14 protein-coding genes and 1 pseudogene are annotated in these 18,529 nt (G+C 33.7%); 8 read left to right on the top strand and 7 right to left on the bottom strand.

Going from position 1 to position 18,529, the window contains the following annotated elements:
* Positions 1-11: 11 nt before the first annotated feature.
* The 7 genes and pseudogenes from AB1280_RS11810 to fabI all read left to right on the top strand — a co-directional run.
* A pseudogene (locus AB1280_RS11810) lies at positions 12-1,103 on the top strand (glycosyltransferase); the annotation flags it as partial.
* Between the two features lie 272 nt (positions 1,104-1,375).
* The gene (locus tag AB1280_RS11805; protein ID WP_429755907.1) at positions 1,376-1,882 is read left to right on the top strand and encodes a glycosyltransferase; all 507 of its coding nucleotides are present in this window, start codon (positions 1,376-1,378) and stop codon (positions 1,880-1,882) included.
* Positions 1,883-1,895: 13 nt separating this feature from the next.
* Positions 1,896-2,633, top strand: a complete 738-nt coding sequence (locus AB1280_RS11800; protein WP_429755906.1) for a sugar phosphate nucleotidyltransferase — start codon at positions 1,896-1,898, stop codon at positions 2,631-2,633.
* Positions 2,634-2,641: 8 nt separating this feature from the next.
* The gene (rfbC, locus tag AB1280_RS11795) at positions 2,642-3,187 is read left to right on the top strand and encodes a dTDP-4-dehydrorhamnose 3,5-epimerase (protein WP_035437178.1); all 546 of its coding nucleotides are present in this window, start codon (positions 2,642-2,644) and stop codon (positions 3,185-3,187) included.
* Positions 3,188-3,202: 15 nt separating this feature from the next.
* Positions 3,203-4,174, top strand: a complete 972-nt coding sequence (gene rfbB / locus AB1280_RS11790) for a dTDP-glucose 4,6-dehydratase (RefSeq protein WP_035437175.1) — start codon at positions 3,203-3,205, stop codon at positions 4,172-4,174.
* Between the two features lie 11 nt (positions 4,175-4,185).
* Positions 4,186-5,040, top strand: a complete 855-nt coding sequence (gene rfbD, locus AB1280_RS11785; protein ID WP_272187345.1) for a dTDP-4-dehydrorhamnose reductase — start codon at positions 4,186-4,188, stop codon at positions 5,038-5,040.
* Between the two features lie 110 nt (positions 5,041-5,150).
* On the top strand, positions 5,151-5,927 hold the full coding sequence (fabI, locus tag AB1280_RS11780) for an enoyl-ACP reductase FabI (protein WP_035437171.1): 777 nt from the start codon (positions 5,151-5,153) through the stop codon (positions 5,925-5,927).
* Between the two features lie 187 nt (positions 5,928-6,114).
* On the opposite strand, the gene AB1280_RS11775 is transcribed toward fabI, so the two are convergent.
* The 4 genes from AB1280_RS11775 to AB1280_RS11760 all read right to left on the bottom strand — a co-directional run bounded on the left by AB1280_RS11775 (position 6,115) and on the right by AB1280_RS11760 (position 12,489).
* Positions 6,115-6,483, bottom strand: coding sequence for an exosporium glycoprotein BclB-related protein (locus AB1280_RS11775; protein WP_429757333.1), 369 nt, complete (start codon positions 6,481-6,483; stop codon positions 6,115-6,117).
* 465 nt (positions 6,484-6,948) lie between these two features.
* Positions 6,949-8,325: a sugar phosphate nucleotidyltransferase gene (locus AB1280_RS11770; protein WP_429755905.1), complete on the bottom strand. Its 1,377-nt coding sequence runs from the start codon at positions 8,323-8,325 to the stop codon at positions 6,949-6,951.
* Between the two features lie 667 nt (positions 8,326-8,992).
* Positions 8,993-10,510, bottom strand: coding sequence for a hypothetical protein (locus AB1280_RS11765; RefSeq protein WP_272187348.1), 1,518 nt, complete (start codon positions 10,508-10,510; stop codon positions 8,993-8,995).
* Between the two features lie 278 nt (positions 10,511-10,788).
* Positions 10,789-12,489 (bottom strand): DUF4214 domain-containing protein, encoded by a 1,701-nt coding sequence (locus AB1280_RS11760; RefSeq protein WP_429755904.1) that lies wholly within the window; start codon positions 12,487-12,489, stop codon positions 10,789-10,791.
* A 584-nt stretch (positions 12,490-13,073) separates the two neighbouring features.
* Here AB1280_RS11760 and AB1280_RS11755 point away from each other — a divergent pair.
* Positions 13,074-13,826 (top strand): sulfotransferase family 2 domain-containing protein, encoded by a 753-nt coding sequence (locus AB1280_RS11755; protein ID WP_035437161.1) that lies wholly within the window; start codon positions 13,074-13,076, stop codon positions 13,824-13,826.
* A 498-nt stretch (positions 13,827-14,324) separates the two neighbouring features.
* Here AB1280_RS11755 and AB1280_RS11750 read toward each other — a convergent pair whose 3' ends face one another.
* From AB1280_RS11750 to gmd, 3 genes are all read right to left on the bottom strand, one after another.
* A complete protein-coding gene (locus AB1280_RS11750) occupies positions 14,325-16,058 on the bottom strand; it encodes a DUF4214 domain-containing protein (protein ID WP_429755903.1) in 1,734 nt (577 codons plus the stop codon).
* 132 nt (positions 16,059-16,190) lie between these two features.
* Positions 16,191-17,318, bottom strand: a complete 1,128-nt coding sequence (locus AB1280_RS11745; RefSeq protein ID WP_429755902.1) for a DegT/DnrJ/EryC1/StrS family aminotransferase — start codon at positions 17,316-17,318, stop codon at positions 16,191-16,193.
* Positions 17,319-17,407: 89 nt separating this feature from the next.
* On the bottom strand, positions 17,408-18,382 hold the full coding sequence (gmd, locus tag AB1280_RS11740) for a GDP-mannose 4,6-dehydratase (RefSeq protein ID WP_272187352.1): 975 nt from the start codon (positions 18,380-18,382) through the stop codon (positions 17,408-17,410).
* Between the last annotated feature and the right edge of the window lie 147 nt (positions 18,383-18,529).

Here is an 18,529-nt window from a genome sequence, read left to right as displayed (position 1 = left end):
AGGGGCGTTTTATGTTAACAAGTATTGTTATGTTAACTCATAACCAACTCCATTACACAAAACAGTGTATTGATAGTATAAGGAAATATACAAAAAAAGAAAGTTACGAGTTAATTGTTATCGATAATGCATCAACAGATGGAACTGTAGAGTGGTTACAATTACAACCGGATATACTGCTTATGAAAAATACTACTAACGTTGGATTTCCGCGCGGTTGCAATCAAGGAATTGAAAAAGCGAAAGGCGACAACATTTTATTATTAAACAATGATGTAGTTGTAACAGAAAACTGGTTAACGAACTTATTAATTTGTTTATATGAACAGCCTGATACAGCCGCTGTAGGACCGGTAACGAACAGTGCTTCTTATTACAGTACAATTCCTGTTCCTTATACACAGATAGAAGAGATGCAAGAGTTTGCTGCTATGTATAATCAAAGTGATGCAACGAAATGGGAAGAAAGAATAAAATTAATTGGCTTTTGTATGCTTATAAAGAGAGTGGTTTTAAATGAGATTGGTTTACTAGATGAACGGTTTACACCAGGCAATTATGAAGATGATGATTTATCGCTCCGAATGCGCCAAAAGGGTTATAGACTATATTTATGCCGTGATACATTTGTTCATCATTACGGAAGTGTGTCGTGGAAAGAAAATATTCCCCAATATTCTGCTTTATTGTATGCGAATGCGTTAAAATTTCAACAGAAATGGGGATTCCCATCTAGTGATTTATTCATTCGTTTCGATTTATTACAACTGTCGGATATATATTACAAAGAAGGGATGAATGTCCTTCATATTGGTGCGGGGTGCGGTGCAACATTACTTGAAATGAAGTGGCGTTATCGAAATGGAAATTTCTTTGGTGTTGAAGAGAAAAAAGAAGCTGTAAATATTGCTGAATATGTAGCACCGACATTGCATGTGAAACTTAATGAATTAGAGGGCAAATTTCTAAATGAAAAGTTTTCTATTATCCTCCTTTCATGCCCTGTGTACCGAGAACATATGGTAGCAGTCATAAGAGGTGTTTCTCGTTTATTACATCGAGATGGTGTTCTCATTATGGCGTTTCCTAATTCGAATTACTACACACGAATTGAACAACGATTTCAACTTCAAGGGGAGAATGAGGAAGCTGAACAGAGTTATAATTTAGCAGAAATCATGATTTTATTAGAAAAAGAACAATTAAAAGTGATTAAAATTCAAGAATTGGGAGGCGATTTAGGAAGATGGTATGAGCAATATGCCTCCTTTTGCAACGCACTTATTGGTAGAATAGATGCACATTTAGTAGGGTATAGTTTAATCGTTTCACATGCATAACATAGATGACGGCGTATGCATAGGAGGGGAAGGGAATGGAAACAGAAGACGCCTCTTTATATCGAGAAAAGCATGATAATTATTATGAAGGTGCAAATCCTTATTTATTAAAGCATATTAAAGCTGAGTGGAAGGAAGTTCTTGATATTGGTTGTTCACGAGGCGGGTTAGGAGCTGCGATAAAAGACAAGGGGATACGTGTTTCTGGTATCGAAGCTTTTGAAGAGGCAGCACAAATCGCAAAAACAAAATTGGATCATGTAATCAAAGGTAATATAGAAACAATGGATTTACCATATGAGAAAGAACAGTTTGATTGTATTATTTTTAGAGATGTATTAGAGCATTTATTTGACGGATTTCACTTTTATGATATTTCACAGTCATTTGAATTTCGCAAAGCAGGTTATTTAGTAGGGGTTTTTAACCAAATGCATCCATGGTGTCTTCATTATAATGGGGATGATTTTGATGCATTGGCATATGGAAAATATCAGAAAACATTTTTGCGTAATTATATGAATAGTTCATTTCCAGCATAAGGGAGTGATTGTGATGAAGGGGGTTATTTTAGCGGGAGGAACGGGATCAAGACTATATCCGATTACGAAAGTAACAAATAAACATCTCCTTCCAGTTGGGCGATATCCGATGATTTATCATTCAATATACAAATTAAAACAATGTGAAATTACAGATATTATGGTGATTACCGGAAGAGAGCACATGGGGGCTGTTGTGGATTTTTTAGGGAGCGGGGATGAATTTGGTGTATCGTTTACTTATCGCGTGCAAGACCGTGCGGGAGGAATTGCAGAGGCTTTAGGATTATGCGAGCATTTCGTTGACATGGATCGAATGCTAGTTATACTTGGAGATAATATTTTTTCAGACGATCTTCGTCCATATGTAGAAGAATATATGAAACAAGAACAAGGGGCAAAAGTATTACTAAAAGAGGTAGAAAACCCTACAAGATTTGGCGTACCGTCTATTAAAAATGGAAAAATTATTAGAATTGAAGAAAAGCCGAAAGAACCGAAAAGTTCATATGCAGTTACAGGCATTTATATGTATGATGCACAAGCCTTTTCATATGTAAAGCAGCTAAAGCCATCAGCAAGAGGTGAGCTTGAGGTTACAGATTTGAACAATTGGTATTTACAAAAGGGACTTCTTACTTATAATACGTTAGGCGGCTGGTGGACGGATGCAGGAACTCACACTTCTCTTCAAAGAGCGAATACGTTGGCAAGAAATATAGACTTTGGAGAACAGTTCAATGGAGAGTAGGTGAGTATATGAAAGTAATTGACACGTCTTTTCATGATGTGAAATTGTTAGAACTACATTTGTTTAAAGACGACCGAGGTTTTTTTATGGAAAGTTACAATAAAGAAACACTAGAGAAGATTGGTATTACCTATTCATTTGTACAAGATAATATCTCTTCTTCTGCGAAGGCAGGTACGATTCGTGGTTTGCATTTTCAAAGGAAACCGAAAGCGCAAACGAAACTAGTTCAAGTTATACAAGGTGCTATTTATGATGTCATTGTTGATTTACGTAAAGAATCCCCTACTTATAAACGGTGGCAAGGTTATATTTTAAGTGAAGAAAATCGCCGGCAATTGCTCGTTCCAAAAGGTTTTGCTCATGGATTTTGTACGCTTGTTCCGCATACAGTTGTTATGTACAAAGTTGATGAGTACTATAGTGCTCTGCACGATAGCGGTGTATTTTGGAAAGATAAAGATTTGAACATTCCATGGCCGGTCAAAGAACCTACTTTATCAAAGAAAGATCAACTACTACCACTGCTTATTGAGTGCCAAGGTTGTTTTTAAATAGGAGAGTTGTCTATGAATATATTAGTAACAGGCGGAGCTGGATTTATTGGTAGTAATTTTGTTCATTATATATTGAAACAATACGATAATTACCATGTTATTAATTATGATGCATTAACATATAGTGGTAATCTTGAAAATTTACGTTCTATTGAGCGAAATCCTCGCTATATTTTCCAAAAAGGAATCATTCAAAATCGTGAGCTTTTAGAATATGTTGTTCAGAAATACAAGGTAGATGCTATTGTTAACTTTGCAGCCGAGTCTCATGTTGATCGCAGTATTGAAAATCCTATGCCTTTCTACGAGACAAATATAATTGGGACGGTAACGTTATTAGAGTTAGTCAAAAAATATCCTCATATTAAAATGGTGCAAGTCTCAACAGATGAGGTATATGGTTCATTAGGAGAAGTAGGGAAATTTACAGAACAAACACCGTTAGATCCGAGCAGTCCATATTCTTCTAGTAAGGCGAGTGCAGATATGATTGCTTTATCATACTATAAAACGTATCAATTACCTATTATCGTCACGCGTTGCTCTAATAACTATGGACCATATCAATATCCGGAGAAATTAATTCCACTTATGATTACAAATGCACTAGAAGGGAAGAAATTACCGTTATATGGAGATGGATTGAATATTAGAGATTGGCTTCATGTGAATGACCATTGTAGTGCAATTGATGTTGTACTGCATAAAGGGAAATTTGGAGAAGTATATAATATTGGCGGAGATAATGAAAAAACAAATATAGAAGTTGTAGAGCAGATTATGACGTTACTAAAAAGAGGAAGAGATGATATTCTTCATGTAAAGGATCGCTTAGGGCACGACCGCCGCTATGCAATTAACGCAAAAAAAATAAAACAAGAATTAGGATGGCAACCGGCGTATACGTTTAAGAAAGGGATAGAAGAAACAGTCCATTGGTATGAACAAAACGAGCAGTGGTGGCGACCGTTAAAAGAAAAGTAAGGGGCTCGCAGATGAAAGAACGGATTATGATAACGGGAGCAAATGGGCAATTAGGGAGACAAATAGTAGAGGATTTTGGCTCGGAGTTGTATGAAATATATCCATTTGACAAGAAATCGTTAAATATTACCGACATGTCACAAGTAGAGCATGTGATGAAAACGATAAAGCCTCATATCATTATACATTGTGCTGCTTATACAAAAGTAGATCAGGCAGAAGAGGAACAAGATTTAGCTTATGTAACAAACGCAATTGGAACAAGAAATGTCACGGTTATGGCGCAAAGTTTAGGGGCAAAGTTTATTTATATCAGTACAGATTATGTATTTTCCGGCAGTAGAATAGAAGGGTATCATGAATGGCATATACCAGAACCAGTAAATGTATACGGTCTTTCTAAATATGCAGGAGAGGAATTTGTAAAAAGTTTTCATGATCAATACTTTATTATACGTACGTCATGGCTTTACGGAAAGAACGGAAATAACTTTGTGAAAACGATGTTACGGATTAGTGAAGAAAAAGAGCTTATAGCTATTGTTTCTGATCAAATTGGATCTCCTACCTATGTAAAAGACTTAGTTCACGTGATAAAAAAAATCATGAATACATCATTATATGGAATATATCATGTATCAAATAGTGGATCGTGTTCTTGGTATGAATTTGCTAAGCAAATTTTTTCTTATGCAAATAAAAAAGTAAACGTCGTACCTATTTCAACCGAAGAGTTTGGGGCAAAAGCATTGAGGCCGAAATATTCAATTTTACAGAACAAAATGTTAAAATTAAATGGTTTTTCGCAAATGCCAACTTGGGAAGAAGGATTAGAGGGATTTTTTAGCGAAACAAAGAATCACTAGTGAAGGTGAGCTAGTGATTTTTGTTTGCCTTTACAGTATTTTATGTTAATATAAAAATAGTACCAGGTTCTAATAACAACTATAATGTATAAATATAGGAGGATAAATATATGGATCTTCTCAATGTAAAAGGAAAAAATATCGTTGTAATGGGTGTTGCGAACCAAAGAAGTATCGCTTGGGGCATTGCTCGTTCATTACATAATGCTGGAGCAAACTTAATTTTCACATATGCTGGTGAACGCTTAGAAAAGAATGTACGTGATTTAGCAGAATCATTAGAGGGACAAAAATCACTTATATTACCATGTGATGTAACAAATGATGAAGATATCGCGAGCTGCTTCCAAACAATTAAGGAAGAGGTTGGTGTTGTTCATGGACTAGCTCACTGTATTGCATTCGCAGAGCGCGATGATTTAAAAGGTGAGTTCGTTGATACATCTCGTAACGGTTTCTTATTAGCGCAAAATATTAGCTCATTCTCTTTAACAGCTGTATCAAGAGCAGCAAAAGAAGTAATGACAGAGGGCGGCAGCATCGTTACATTAACGTACCTTGGGGGCGAGCGCGTTGTATCAAACTACAACGTAATGGGCGTTGCAAAAGCATCGTTAGAAGCGAGCGTAAAATATTTAGCGAACGACTTAGGAAAGCATAACATTCGTGTTAACGCTGTTTCAGCAGGGCCAATTCGTACATTATCTGCAAAAGGTGTTGGCGACTTCAACAGCATCTTAAAACAAATTGAAGAACGCGCTCCACTTCGTCGTAACGTAACACAAGAAGAAGTAGGAAACACAGCGTTATTCTTATTCAGTGACCTAGCAAGCGGTGTGACTGGTGAGAATATTCATGTGGATTCTGGCTATCATATTTTAGGATAAGGTGTATGTTTTTCTGTAAGAAGAAAATAGAAATGATTTTTCGGAAGACAGAACATATATAAATAAAAAACGGTAACAGTTCTGAGGATAGAACTGTTACCGTTTTTTTATTAAAATTGATGAGTTTGCTCCGTTTCTAAATGCTAACCATTTTCTTCTTTAATAAAGAATCGTATCAATATTAGAGTTAGTCAATCGTTATACCTGCGCTTGCAAAGCCTGCGATAGAAGTTGCAAGACTAATACCTTGTGTATTTGTAGAGATAACTAATAAGACTTTATCTTGTGCAGATGCCGCTATAGATTGAGCTTGAATATTAGCAAAAGTATCACCAATAGAAAGTAGAGTACAGGATGGAAGTGATAAAGGTGTTCCGACTGGACTGAAAGTATTACTGCTTGCAGGTGCAACATATATTTGTATTTGAACGTTTACAGAACTCGGTAATAAAGCTAATCCTGTTGTCGCGCTAAAGAAACTAGATAATGATGTGATTGTTTCAGTACGAGGCATAACGAATGCAAAGTCTAAAACACTTCCAGGTGCTAAAGTTATTGTTGCTCCGGAAACTTAACACCAGCAAATGAGCTTCCAAACCCAAGTATAGTGCTAGTATTCACACTAACTAAAACAGTAACTAACGTAGCAGGTGATCCAAAGAGATTGTTAATGTATAATTAAGTTGATATATTTCGGATGTTTTGACGCGAAGTCCATTCTTAGGATTATTATTTTCCACATCAAGAAGAACGGGAATGGATACGTTTGAATTTGGATTATTACTAGGTAAAGGAATTGGTTGACTTTCAGAAATAGGCTCATCACCTGCTAAAAAAGCAATTCCGAAAGCAGGGAATTATTTTACTGGAAGGGCAATGAAATTATAACAAGAATCCACATTTTCACTTCTTTGTACATTCTCATTTTATTTAATGAAAAAAGTAAGTGAAATGTTATAGACGGGTTACTAATTTTACTGTAAATAAGGAATATACCTAATAATAGGCGTGTATGGAATCTTTATCTGAAATCGCATTCGATTTCTTCCCATGTCATATGAGTACGTAAAATATCATCTTCTATTAACTTACTTCCCATTTGGACTTCAATGAATTCTAAGTCAGTAATAGCACGTGCTCCATGCATTGTTCCAGCTGGAATGTAAATAACATCGCCAGGTTTTATCATTTTGAACTTTTCGTCTATAATAAGTTCGCCTTCTCCTGCAATAATTGTCCAAACTTCTTCGCGCTTAAAATGCATTTGATAACTGAGATTTTTTCCAGCTAAAATTTTAAGCCTTTTGGTTAAAACTTCATTCCCATCTTTAAGTTTCTCGTAATCTAAAACACGGTAATTTCCCCAACGTTTTTCTTCATACATAGGTCTTGAATTCTCGTGATTAATAAGTTCTTTAATTTTTTCACTTTCCTGTTTATCAGCTATCAAAATACCTTCAGGACTTGCTATTATAATGCCATTGCAGATATTTGCAACAACAAGAGGAAGATTTAGTTCATTGATGATATGAGTATTAAGGGTATTTTTACTTAAAATCCCATTTCCGATAATTTGTGTATCCATAATCTCTGTAAGAGTATTCCAAGTTCCTAAGTCACGCCATGCTCCCTCATAGGGTATTACCACAATATCATCGCATTTTTCTACAACTTCATAGTCAAAGCTTCTTTGGGGAAGGACGGAATATTGTTGTATAAGTTCTTCATACTGAACGGGTATTTTCATAGAAGTTAGGTATTGAATTAAAAACCCTAATTTAAAAGCGAATACGCCGCAATTCCAAAGAGCTTCTTGTTGAATAAGTTCTTTTGCCTTGCTTTGTAGTGGTTTTTCAATAAACTGGTTAACTTTCATATATGGAGGTATTTGTGCTGATGAAGAATGGCTAGGGGTAGTCGTAATATAACCATACTGTTCAGAAGGATGTGAAGGTCGAACGCCCATAAGTGCAAGTGATGCGTTTGAATCTGTCAAAATTTGCTCAAGTTTCAGTAAGGATTCAAAGAAAGAATTTTCTACATACGCATCAACAGGCATGATACAAATAGTCTCATTACCATCAACATTTAGGACAGAGTGGAGATAGACTGATGCTAGAGCAATAGCGGGGAAGGTATCTCGTCGATCTGGTTCGACGATAAGAGGAAGTTGATTGTCAATCTGATTTTGAATAATATCAGTTTGTGATTTGCAAGTCGCGATATAAGTAGATTTTGTTAAACCGATAGATTGAACTTGTCCTACAATTCTTTGAATCATGGACTCCTGAACACCATGCTCGTTACGAAGTATTTTTAAAAATTGTTTGGATCTAGGGTCATTTGATAGTGGCCATAAACGTTTTCCTGATCCTCCAGATAGTAAAATAAGTTTCATATTATCCCAACTTTCTAGTGATATTAAATCTCGATGTTATGGGGTGTAGCAAGTAAAGTAAGTAGGGATTTTTATGCATATTTAATTTTTTTCGTACTCGCTCATCTTAAAAGATGAATGTTTCTTTGTAATAGTATAATCTTACTTCCAATCATATCTTTCTATTTATAAAACTCATCTTCAAAAATTTGTATTGTTCATATTTCTTTTCCTATGTTAATTCATTGTCAAAGCAGTTCTTTATACTTAAGGATTAAACGTTGTTTTGAAAAATTGAGCTTTATATTCCCTGTACTTACTGTTTAAGTTTACAAAATATAAAAATTTAACTTAATAAAATTATATGTTGCTTGTAGTTAATAGGTGATAATTTGTCCATAAAATAGTCATATTATCCCGATACTTTTGAGCGATTATCTTCCATCTTAAGAAGGAAAAAAGATAGGATGGGAATAACTGCTGGCATGTTCGCGGTTAGTTTAACGAATCATCAATGGGGGATCCCCCCATTGATGGAAGTTGTACTTTATCTATGTCTATTCAACAAAGTACATGTATAACGTTTTCGTTCTATTGTTAGTTTTATTCAACTTTTATTATATTGTTATTTATTCTTACAGAGAATTTATTTGAATTATTCAAGCTGAAATTTTAAGTTGTGGTTAAATTAGGTTAATTTTTCAACAATAAGGTTCGGTATTTCACAGGTATGAGTTCCATTCCATAATAAACGTATTTCTTTTAGGAGATCTGCATTTTCTGGGGAGATTTGTAAGGTTAAGTTTATGAAATTTTTTCCGGCCTTTACTTTAGAAATATCCTGTGAAGTTAATATATTAAACTGTGGACTCCATACTCCTATTGCAAAAGTGCCAATAGGTGAATTGTAATTTGTAGAGGAATTCAGTTCAAAAGAGAATAGATATTCGCCTGGATGCATTTTTCCAATATATTGCCCAATAAACATTCCAGGAGAGTCGATTCCTTGTTCCACTCTACGAGTTATAAATTGTCTTGTGTGGTCGTATACTAATTTTCCTGTAAACGAATTGATTTTTTCTGTGCTGAAGATAATTCGCTGTCCTAAAGCTATAGGTAAGTCCGTTTGAATGGAGTTGTCGCGAAAACAATCCTCCTGAGTAAGGTTTAAAGAAATTTCATGATTGTACTGTTGTTTCCTGTGAGCTACAATGTATGGTTGAATATTTTTTAAGAAGTTTTTGGCTCTTACTAAAGCTGCTTCTCTTTTGAATATATTTCCTAATATATTAGATTGATTATGAGCAAGTTTTTCTAATTCGGTAAAGTTATTCATTGTTTTAAGAACAAATTCTTTCATCTCTTCTGTGTCAGAACACATACCTATTGTTTTAAGGGCGGAATTGCTTATGCCATTGTCCCTTGCCTCTTGGGCAAGACCTGATTTTTCTAAAAATACTGTGGGAACTCCCATACTTAAAGCTTCAATAGGAGTGTAGTGCACATGATAGTTAGAACCGAGACCAAAGTAAACAAACATTCTACTTTCAGCAATCTTTGAATAAAAAAGATTGTCTTCTGTATGTCCAACTACTTTCTCCGAAATATCTTTGACTATATTCTTTGAGTTTTTTCCTAATACAATAAAAGGGATATTTGAAAATTTTTCGTTAAAATCTTTGAATATCTTATTAGCTGCTGGATTACCGTCCAAATATGAGATTGTAGTACTAATAAAGTTTTTAGAGTTTCTTCCTTTCCATTTGAACCCTAACCTTTTGTTGGAAACAAATGCATTTAGATAAAACTTATTTTTAGTAATTCTAGGATCTTCAGGAACGTCCAAGCTCTTTAGTATTGGGCACCATACATATTTATCTGTTTCTACTATCTTATCTATATTAATGTTTAATCTAGCCATTTCGTTTGTATAGGTAGTATAATCACCGTGACCAAATACCCTAAATATGATATATCCTTGATACCATTTTGTGATGTTTGCTAAAATATCTGGATAGTTAGAAATAAATATTATATCGAGCCATTGATTAATAAGTTTAGCTTCATCTGGATTTAATTTCCCTTTTTTTTCAAGTATGTTAATTCTTCTAATTTTTTCAACGATATTGGTAGGTAAGGTACAAGATTTTCGCCAATGAGGATACAATCTGTCACTTTCATTGTCATAATTACTATCATACTTCAACCAAAAGGGGTCTCCTAAGCATGGGATTACCTCTGCTCCTGCCTCAATTAACAATGGAACTTCTTCGTATCTCAAAGTTTGATGAGTACACAACCAATACACTCTTGGGGAAAGCATATAAATAAGCACCACCTTAAAGGAGTTTTTATCGTAATATTTTTTATATTTCGACTACTCTGTTTAAAAATTAATTTACTGCTGAAAAGGAAATCTAACTTCACAGGAATATTTTCGTGTTTCAATATAAAGTGACTATTTTGGTTTTCTTATTTTGGTTTTTAATTGATAATTAATTCGGTCATTAGCGTATAATATTCTTGTGCAATATCGCTCCAATTTCTCTTAAGTATGTGTTGAATTGCACTTTTTTGTTGTTCTAGCAAATTGTTATCGTGTCGCCATAGTTTCTGAATTGCGAGCATAATTTCATCTGTAGAGTAGGGGTTAAATGTTATAAATTTTTCGATATCTGTTATAACCTCTTCAACAACTTCAATCCTGCTCACTGCTACAGGAGTATCCATAATTAAAGACTCTAATAGCTGAAAAGGACAACTCCCTTCAAAAAGTGTTGGAACAATGGTTCCTATCGCATATTTATATAGAAGTGGAATATCATTTGGTTCAATCCTGCCTAAAAAAATGACACTATCTCGTATATTTACGTTATTAGAATTGTTAAGTAGTGTTATAATTTCTTTCTCTTTAGGACCATAGCGAAAGTGATCAGTCAGAACTAGACTAAGGTTGGATGAAGAACTTTCAGTGATTTGTCGGAAGTTCAAAAAGGCTTCAATAAGTCGATCATGATTTTTATGTAGACGAATAACGGAAGGGTAAACAATATAGTTGTTATATAAATTATATTTATCCCTAAATAAAACTTCATTATATGAATCTATGACATCATATTCCTCAACTGGAGGTGCCAATCTAATGACATGAGTTTTTTCCTTAGGTAATTTCAAGAACTTCAATCCTTCATGATTTCTCGTAAAGATAGAATTAAAAACAACTTTTTTAGCTTTTTTAGCCACCTTTTTAGCGTTATCTGTAAATTTATCGTAGAAGTCTGGCTGCCTTGTATATATATCCTTAAAATGCATATAAACTAAATCGTGTAAACAAGCGATAAAGGGTTTGTTTAAATTTAGCGCCAAATCCATACCTATATAAGGAACGATCCAAATATCCACATCAATATTTTCATTTACCCAGTCTACAGTTTCGAACTTTTGGATGGATAATCTGTTAGGAAAAGATAAAAAGGTCTTTTTGAATCCATTGTTAATATCTATATAGTTTTGTTTAGTAGTTACAACAGTTATAGTTACATTTTCATCATGACAAAGTAAACCTTCTGTTAATCGGATAATAAATCGTCCGATACCTTCTCCATCAAAATGTTTACCTACTTTCACTGAATATCCAAGAAAAAAACCAATTTTTACAGAAGGGACTTGGGAAGGTTGTTCAGTGTTTGGGGATATTAAAGTGTTGGACGTTACAATATCAGATTCTAAAAGCAGACGGCATTCTTTAGATAATAGAAAGTTTACCATTAAATTTTTTCTTTGAACGCCAGAAACTAAGTTATTCACATGAATTTGAATTTCCTTTAAATCTGGAGATCGATTTAGGAATTGTTGGTATAGTGAATAGGTAAATTCCATATCATCCAAATTGTAAAACCTATAAATTAAATCGGAAATTAACCCTGGTTTCGTTGTCTCTGTTTTTTCTGATTGGGTGTGTTGTGTATATAGATTAAGTGCTTCTTTAGTTAGCATGATTTCTTTGATGATTTCTCTTCTTTGTGTGTGGGTTAGTTTTTTTCTATAGTAATTTAGCTCCTCATGCTGGGGCTTCCTGTATAAAATTTGCCTAAAAAGTTCATGAATAAACGCTTCTTCTGATAATCTAACTGCTTTTCGTAAAATATTAATGATTGTATCTGAAGGTGAAGTAGGATTATTCATCGTAGTCACTCCTTTATGGCTTGAAAATTGAGTGATATATAAAGAATAATTTTTTATTCTTTGAAAGAGTTCTCATTTTTAGTAGAAATTTACAATGCGTATTTCTTGTAGGTAGAAAAGATATCTTGTCTTATATTATCAATAAATAGGAATAAAAGATTAGTAAACTACAATTATTATTTTAAATGTATATAGTTATTATTGATCACCGGGATAAATACAGTCTAATAGTTAGGTAATAATTATTTGATTTATAGGTACAGTGTATTTGTAATTGTGAATATCTGGTGACTGGAATTATCAAGATCTTTGTAAGATATAGCAATTTATAATAATTAAGCTAAGGAATATAAAAGACATATTGTCTAATTATATGTTTTTTATTACCGTCAATATTTGCTTAATTACTAGAATGCATAGTGCGATTTTTTTGTTTGATAGTTATACTTGACGTTTTATTATATTCTTCTACAGCATTATTATGCTTTTTTTTTGAATGTACAAATTTCACTTTTTAGATAGTACTTATAGAAAGTTATGAGGCATATACTGAAAAAAATTAAGCGTAAGGAGATGACTTTTAGATGAATGAAGGACAGTCTAGCAAGAAAAGAAGTCCTTTATTATTATTTCTTCATATCCCTAAAGCTGGGGGAACTACATTGACAGATTTGATTTGTAGACAATATCCAAATAATATACATTATGATGTGAATATACAGGGAATACTTCCTCAAGGGGTACTTTCTTATAAAGAGCAATTAACAACTGCTGACACTTTATGTGGCCATTTTTTGTTTGGCATTCATCGTTACCTTTCTAGGCCCTTTACCTATATTACAATGTTGAGACATCCGGTTGAACAAGTAATCTCATGGTTTTATTTTGCTCATAAGAATTCAAACCAGTACAAAGAATTGTTTTTTGAAGAGACGATTGATGAGTATGTAAGCAACCCAAAATTTAACTATTCTACAGTCAATCTGCAAACTCGCTGTATTACAGGTAATGATGTTGCTGATTTGCAGATGGCGAAAGAGCATATTGAAAAATATTTTTCTGTGGTAGGGATTACTGAATTGTTTTCTGAATCTTTGTATATTATGAAAAAAGAATTCGGATGGAGGAATATTAATTATAAAAAGTTAAATGTTAATACAGAAAGACCTTTAAAAGAAGAAATTCCGCAGAAAGTGATTGATAAGATACTGGAAAAAAACGAGGTAGATGTACAATTATATGATTATGCTAGAAAAAAATTAGAAAATAAGATTGCTTCCCTAGATACAAACTCAATTAAAGAATTGCGTTTGTTTAAAAGGAAACATAGGCTATAAAAATATATAAATTCAAGTTGAAAACCGAAATAAAACCATTCTTTTTCGATGGGTGAGAGCATCTGGCCATGCATAGAAGCGGTCAGGGCATTTTTTTGCCATATGCAAAACGAAACAAAGAGAGAAAGTAAGCGCAGCCGTCTTTTATTTCTATAGCCGCAATTTATGTGTTGGAAAATTAAATTGGATTTATATAGATATGCTTCTTTCTGTGTAGGAATTTGATGAAAGACTAGATTATTAATACACAGAAGGAGGTGTTTTTTATAATAAAAAAGACCATAAGGTAAAAATTTAGTTAGTGAGAGATTTACTCTAAAAGTTTACAATAATGAGTGGTAAAGATATGAATGGTTTACCTATAAAAAAGCTAATGTCGGATAAAAAGATAAGAATATGTCATATAATTTGAGAGCTTAAAGCAGCATAGGATGATATGTAAGGATATTTGACTCAGTAAAGTATCCTTACATACATTTCAAATATAAAAACAAAAGGTTATATACAAATAGTTTTATTAATAATGTCATAATATTCCTTTGCGACATCGGCCCACCTTCGATTTAAAGCAGTGCTGATAGCAGATTTTTGCTGGTTTAACATTTGTTTTCCGTTTTTGCTTAACTCATATATTGCTTTTGATATTTCTTCAACTGAGTATGGATTAAATGAGAAAAAAGCAGGCATATTTGTAACTACTTCACTTGTAACTTCTATTTGGCTAGCAGCAATCGGGGTATCAAGTATAAGTGATTCGAGGATAGGGAAAGGGCAACTTCCTTCAAAAAGTGTGGGAACGATTGTCCCTAAAGCATATTCGTATAAGGAAGGCATAGTGTCTGACGGAACCCTATTAAGAAAGACAATACTGTTTTTTATTTGTTCATTAGTACAATGCAGATAAACATCTGGAAGATGAATGGGTCTATTACGGTAGTGGTCTGTAAACACTAATTTTAAATTAGAAGGTGGTTTCTCAAGGGATTGCTTGAATTTTATAAATGCCTCAATAAGAAGAGAATGATTTTTATGCGGACGAATAACCGATGGATAAACAATGTAATCGCCATATAATTTGTATTTATTTCTAAATGAGCTTTCATCGTATATATGGTACGCAGTGTATTCTTCTACAGGAGGTGCCAATCTAACAACGTGAGTTTTTTCGATAGGTAGCTTTAAAAATTGTAACCCTTCATGGTTTCTTGTAAAGTTAGAAGAGAATACGATGACAGAAGCTTTATCGATTAATCTGTGGATAAAACGATCCAGACGGTAACAAAACTCATCCGTATTTCCTTGATAATATAATTCTTGAAAGTGTAAGTGAACTAAGTCGTGTAAACAAAGAATAATAGGTTTATCTAAATACATAGCTAATTCTAAGCCGACATATGGCACAATCCATACATCTACTGGCAATTCGGTATTAATGAATTCCATACTGTCAGATGCATAAAAGATAAGTCGCTCAGGGTATAAAAGCACGAGTTGTGAAAATAGATTACGAAGACTACTAAGATTTATTTTATTTGTTACAACATAAATTTTTATGGTTGGATCATACTTAAATAATCCCTCTGCTAATCTTGTACTAAATCGACCAATTCCTTCTCCGTCTAAATTGGCGGGATAAGCCAATCCTAGGAAAATTCCAATGTTTTTTATACTTTTGTTTTGATTTTGTTTTCTATTTTTTATATGCAAGTTACTGATAGAATTAGCGTCGGTTAATACTTTTTGAAATTCATTTGTTGTTAGTATTTTTTTTATTATCTCTATTCTTGATTGTTTTGTTTTTAAGCAAACTGATAACTGTTGGACTTCTGTTTTTATTGGATTACGAGCTAAAAATTCATTGTATAAAGCATGGATAAAGTGTAATGCATTTGATAGGAAGAATGAATGAATGAAGCTACTTATCGTTTTGGAAGCATTAGGAGGAGGAGAGGGAGGGGCTTTTTGACTGTATAAACCTATCGCCTCTCTGCTTGTCAGGATTGCGACTAAAATTTGTTTTTTGGCTACACCTTTCGCAAGTGTAGTGTAAAAATGAAAGAAACCTTTTTCGTCAGGTTCACGATGTAGTATTTGTCTATATAATTCCCATACAAAATCTTCATGATTAAGGGTCCATATTTGTCGCAATAATTCAATAATATTTTTACTGTTCGTTTGATTAAGTATGTTGTTGAAATCATTGTTTCTATTTCTTAATCTTACTATGTCCATCGTTCACATCTCTTTTCATCGTGGTGTATTTAGATGAAAGATAGCTGTAGCAAGGAGGTATTTCTATAGCTATTAATGGGATATGTTGTTTTTAAGCAAAGGCTCATTATAAGTTTAAGAGAGGGGCATATATCATTTTTTCAATCTTACCTCGCTTAATGCTTCTTTTATTTTTAAGCTAATATATCGAATGTCATCATTTGTCAGGTTTCCGTAACTTGGAACATTAATACCCTGAGCAGAAATACGATTTATTATAGGGAATTCTGATGTTTCCTGTAAATTTTGATAAGGAGGCAATGTATGCATAGGATAGAAAAAAGGTCTAGTTTCGATTCCTTTATCTTTTAAGCGATCCATTAACAAATTCCGTTCGTTTTCAGTAAAATCTCTACATAGTATGCTGAACATCCAGTATACATTTTTAGCCCATTCTTTTTCGATAGGTAATATGAGACGTTGATCATCTTTTAGATTTTGTATATATTGATTGGCGATTCTAATTCGTTGTTGAATATGCCAGTCAATGTTCTCGAGTTGTGCGCAGCCAATTGCTGCCTGAATGTTGGTCATACGATAGTTATATCCTATAACTGGAAACCAATATTTACGTTTTAAGTCTATTCCTTGTGACTTTAGAATTCGAATCTTTTCAGCTATGTGGTCATCATTAGTAGTAATCATTCCACCTTCACCTGTTGTAATAATTTTATTGCCAAACAAACTAAAAGTAGCACAATCACCAATTGCTCCTGTCATTTTTCCTTTGTATTGCGCTCCTATAGCCTGAGCAGCATCTTCTATAACAAATAAATTATATTTTCTTGCCAATTCTTTAATAGGGTCCATATCAGCTGGATGACCATAGATGTGAACAGGAATAATTCCTTTTGTATGCGGTGTGATTTTTTCTTCTATTTTCGCAGGGTCAATATTCCATGTTGTTGAATCAGAATCAATAAATATAGGAGTTCCTCCACAATAGACAACTGCATTTGCTGTTGCAACGAATGTAAAAGTCGGAATAATGACTTCATCACCTTCTTTAATGCCATATGCTAAAAGAGCAAGATGTAAAGCTGTTGTTCCGTTACTACAAGAAATAGCATGTTTCACACTGCAATACTGTGCAAATTGTTCTTCAAACTTTTGAATATAGGACCCGTTTGAAGATATCCAATTAGAATCGAGGCAGTCTATGACATATTGTTTTTCATTTCCATTTAATATAGGACTAGCGATAGGATAAAATTTTGTCATCAAAATGTCCTCCCTACATAAAAATAAAGTTAAAGTTAAAGTACAAGTCAAGAGGGATAGGCAATATAAAAAAGTTATAAAATCAAAGCTCATAATCCTTTTCTTTGCTGTTGTTGTCGTTCTAAATCGCTATCGACCATCATTGTAATTAGTTCTTTAAAATTCACTTCTGGTTTCCAGCCTAATGCTTTTTTCGCCTTTGCTGGATTTCCTAATAGAAGATCTACTTCAGCGGGTCTCATAAATTTTGGATCTTGAATGACATGATCTTCCCAGTTTAATCCGACGTAATTAAAGGCAGTCTCAACTAATTCTTGGACAGTATGAGTTTCCCCAGTAGCGATAACATAGTCATCTGCATGATCTTGTTGAAGCATGAGCCACATCGCCTTAACGTAATCTCCTGCATAGCCCCAATCCCGCTTCGCATCTAAGTTGCCTAAATGGAGTTTATCTTGCAGTCCCAATTTAATTTTAGCAACTCCATCTGTTACTTTTCTTGTAACGAACTCTAAACCGCGGCGAGGAGATTCATGATTAAATAAAATTCCTGAACATGCAAAACTATCATAGCTTTCTCGATAGTTCACAGTAATCCAATGTCCGTATACTTTAGCCACTCCATAAGGGCTTCTTGGATAAAATGGAGTTGTTTCTTTCTGGGGAGTTTCCACTACCTTTCCGAACATTTCGCTACTAGATGCTTGATAAAATTTAGCATCTGGTTTGGTAAGCCGAATCGCTTCAAGCATATTTGTAACTCCAAGAGCAGTTATTTCCCCTGTATAAATAGGTTGAAGCCAAGAGGTTGCGACAAAAGATTGGGCGGCCAAATTATATACTTCATCTGGATTGGAAACTTTAACAGCTTGAATTAAGGAAGCTAAATCACGTAAATCTCCTGAAAGAAATTCAATCTCGTCTTTTAGATGTTTAATGTTTTCATCGTTTTCTGTTGCAGTTCGTCTTTTTAATCCATAAACTTTATAGCCTTTATTTAACAATAATTCTGCTAAATAAGAACCGTCCTGGCCTGTAATTCCAGTAATGAATGCTTGTTTCATATTTTCACCCCATGCTGTATATAATCAAAACCTTTATCTCCTTTAATCATATGTTTCATATACCTTGACTGCTACTGAAACACCGTTTATTTTCATCATTACATGAATAAGATAGGCAGTATGGAAGAACTCAGTAAAATAGAGAGG

Origin of the sequence: Bacillus sp. S10(2024) (assembly GCF_050473865.1) — a bacterium.
Classification (GTDB): Bacteria; Bacillota; Bacilli; order Bacillales; family Bacillaceae_G; genus Bacillus_A.
The sequence above is the reverse complement of the archived record's forward strand: the minus strand, read 5'-3'. Positions and strand labels throughout refer to the sequence as shown.

Excerpts from the sequence above, each read along its gene's own strand:
- AB1280_RS11745 (WP_429755902.1), bottom strand. The coding sequence starts at position 17,318 with ATGACAAAATTTTATCCTATCGCTAGTCCTATATTAAATGGAAATGAA.
- AB1280_RS11800 (WP_429755906.1), top strand. The coding sequence starts at position 1,896 with ATGAAGGGGGTTATTTTAGCGGGAGGAACGGGATCAAGACTATATCCG.
- gmd (WP_272187352.1), bottom strand. The coding sequence starts at position 18,382 with ATGAAACAAGCATTCATTACTGGAATTACAGGCCAGGACGGTTCTTAT.
- rfbD (WP_272187345.1), top strand. The coding sequence starts at position 4,186 with ATGAAAGAACGGATTATGATAACGGGAGCAAATGGGCAATTAGGGAGA.
- fabI (WP_035437171.1), top strand. The coding sequence starts at position 5,151 with ATGGATCTTCTCAATGTAAAAGGAAAAAATATCGTTGTAATGGGTGTT.
- AB1280_RS11770 (WP_429755905.1), bottom strand. The coding sequence starts at position 8,325 with ATGAAACTTATTTTACTATCTGGAGGATCAGGAAAACGTTTATGGCCA.
- AB1280_RS11760 (WP_429755904.1), bottom strand. The coding sequence starts at position 12,489 with ATGAATAATCCTACTTCACCTTCAGATACAATCATTAATATTTTACGA.
- rfbB (WP_035437175.1), top strand. The coding sequence starts at position 3,203 with ATGAATATATTAGTAACAGGCGGAGCTGGATTTATTGGTAGTAATTTT.
- AB1280_RS11755 (WP_035437161.1), top strand. The coding sequence starts at position 13,074 with ATGAATGAAGGACAGTCTAGCAAGAAAAGAAGTCCTTTATTATTATTT.
- AB1280_RS11805 (WP_429755907.1), top strand. The coding sequence starts at position 1,376 with ATGGAAACAGAAGACGCCTCTTTATATCGAGAAAAGCATGATAATTAT.
- AB1280_RS11750 (WP_429755903.1), bottom strand. The coding sequence starts at position 16,058 with ATGGACATAGTAAGATTAAGAAATAGAAACAATGATTTCAACAACATA.
- rfbC (WP_035437178.1), top strand. The coding sequence starts at position 2,642 with ATGAAAGTAATTGACACGTCTTTTCATGATGTGAAATTGTTAGAACTA.